Genomic DNA, 588 nt, shown 5'->3' on the forward strand with positions numbered 1-588 from the left:
ACGCCGATCCAGTCCAGGCGCAGGTCGCCTGCGGCCTCGCCGCCCAGGCGCTCGCGCAGCACCTCGCCAGCCAGCCGGGCGCGCTCCAGGGCGCGCGGGCCGGCATAGGAGATCTCGCCCTCGGCCAGCCAGCCCGAGGCATGGCAGACATTGACCTTGTAGTGGCCGTTGTGCGCATGGCCGCGCACGCCGCTCAGGCGCACGGCGTCAGGCCCCACCTGGTGCACCTCGGCCTCGGACAGGTCGGCCACCACGTCGGGCGTCAGGTAGGCGGCCGGGTCGTGCACCTCGTACAGCAGCTGTTCCTTGACCGTGCGTTCGCTGACCAGGCCGCCCGTGCCTTCGGGCTTGGTGATGGTGCAGTCGCCCGAGGGCTCGATGATGGCGATGGGATAGCCCAGCCGCGCCAGGCCCTGCACGTCCTTGAAGCCCGGGTCAGCGAAGTAGCCGCCCGTGACCTGGGCGCCGCATTCCAGCAGGTGGCCGGCCATGGTGGCGCGCGCCAGGCGGTCCCAGTCGTCCCAGGCCCAGCCGAAATGCGCCATGGCCGGCCCCAGGGTCAGCGAGGGGTCGGACACGCGGCCGGCC

General features: G+C 73.0%; 1 protein-coding gene. It reads right to left on the reverse strand.

The genetic code is table 11. From position 1 onward, the window contains the following. On the reverse strand, positions 1–588 hold a 588-nt coding region (locus tag L995_RS18520), incomplete at both ends, for an acyclic terpene utilization AtuA family protein (protein ID WP_047472936.1).

Source organism: Delftia sp. ZNC0008, from assembly GCF_000799035.1.
Classification (GTDB): Bacteria; Pseudomonadota; Gammaproteobacteria; order Burkholderiales; family Burkholderiaceae_C; genus Comamonas; species Comamonas tsuruhatensis.